We start from the raw sequence: 1,534 nt of genomic DNA on the forward strand, positions 1-1,534 counted from the left end.
ACGGATGAAATACACAAGCCCCCACGCCGTACTTCGCTCGTTCGCTATGTCCGCGCTTCCGGCCACCGTATCGGCGCGCTGTCTGATTTGGGGCGCGACTGCTTCCACCGGTTAAACAGTCTTTGATAGGTTCGCTCAGACTGCTCAGCCACGGCTCGTTCCTGCTGACGGACACTCTTCAGACTGTAGGCGGCAGCCGGACCTTTGCGCGAGCCATGCTGCGCCGGCATTCCAGCCTGCAGTTCCAGCGCACGTAACTTGTGTGCGGTCAACGCGGGACGGTCCCACGCGAACGGCTCGTCGCGTGTCAGCACATACCATACGATCACTGCGAGTTTGCGAGCGGTCGCGACGACAGCAATTTGCTGGCCGCGGCGATCGCGCACGCGTAGGAAGAAGGCGCGCAGCGGCCCAGGCGCCTGCGTGGCGCCCCAGGCAGCCTCGACCAGCATCGCCCGTGCGTAAGAGCGCCCGCGCTTGGTGATGTGGCCGTGCCTGGCCGGTGTCGGGCCGGACTGATAGACCGACGGATTGAGCCCGAAGTAGCTCACCAGCTTCTCCGGATTCGGAAACCGCTCGATGTTGCCAATGGCAGATAGCAGCCCGATCGCCACCGTGGTGTTGACGCCGGTGATCGTCAGCATCACGCGCAATCGCGCGTCGTCGATGGTCGCTTGCGCGAGTGCTTGCTCCACCTCGCGCAGATCCTCACCGAGGCGGTCCAGTTCGCGCAGCCGCTGCTCAACACCGAGTCGCTCGTCCAACGGAAGCGGTTGAACGCCGAGCCAGGCACGCCCCTTCTTGCCAAACAGATCGGTGGCGGGGCATCGCTCGATCAGATGCGCGGCCAGAACCGCATGAATCTCGTTCTTCAGCCGCGTGCGCTGCCGCACCAGCTGTGAACGACGCGATATCTGTCGGCGCAACGCCAGCGTGTGCTCGTCCGGCATCCATACTTCCGGCAGAAAGCCGCTTGCATACAGCTGTGCCAGTACGGCTGCATCGATCTTGTCCGTCTTGACGCGAGCCTCCGCGATCAGCCGAACTTGCAGCGGATTGGCAATCGCCACGCGCGCGACGTGCCGACGAAGCACGTTGACGATGGCGGCAGTGTTGCCGGTTGCTTCGAGCACCACATGATCGGTGGCGCGCAGCTTCTCGGCAAAACGCTCCAGTTCGTCGCGTCGCAACCCGGTGCGGCCGCCTGCATGCAGCGTGCCATCCTCCAGGTACGCGATCTCGGCCACTGAGCGCGAGACGTCAAACCCCACGATTCGCATAACCGTCTCCCGTATCAGATCACTGTTGGGAGCCGGTGGGACAGCACGACAACTACGGATTCGCGCTCACAGCGCAACCGGGCGGGTCGCAGGGGCGGCCAACTACTAACACGAGCTCGCGGCTCATCGTGTAACAACGGCCTGCCCACCCGAAGTGCTCCCCAGTGCCCCTGTCCCGGATGGTCACACCATACGCTCAAACCACTCGGCGCGGAAACGCGAGGCACCGGCTATATCATGCCGGTTACGAACGC

1 protein-coding gene is annotated in these 1,534 nt (G+C 63.8%); it reads right to left on the reverse strand.

The features are described from left to right. Positions 1 to 44 precede the first annotated feature (44 nt). Positions 45 to 1,280, reverse strand: coding sequence for an IS110 family transposase (locus tag WS45_RS21105; protein WP_059689158.1), 1,236 nt, complete (start codon positions 1,278 to 1,280; stop codon positions 45 to 47). Positions 1,281 to 1,534 lie beyond the last annotated feature (254 nt).

Origin of the sequence: Burkholderia sp. RF2-non_BP3, from assembly GCF_001522185.1 — a bacterium.
GTDB lineage: Bacteria > Pseudomonadota > Gammaproteobacteria > Burkholderiales > Burkholderiaceae > Burkholderia > Burkholderia diffusa.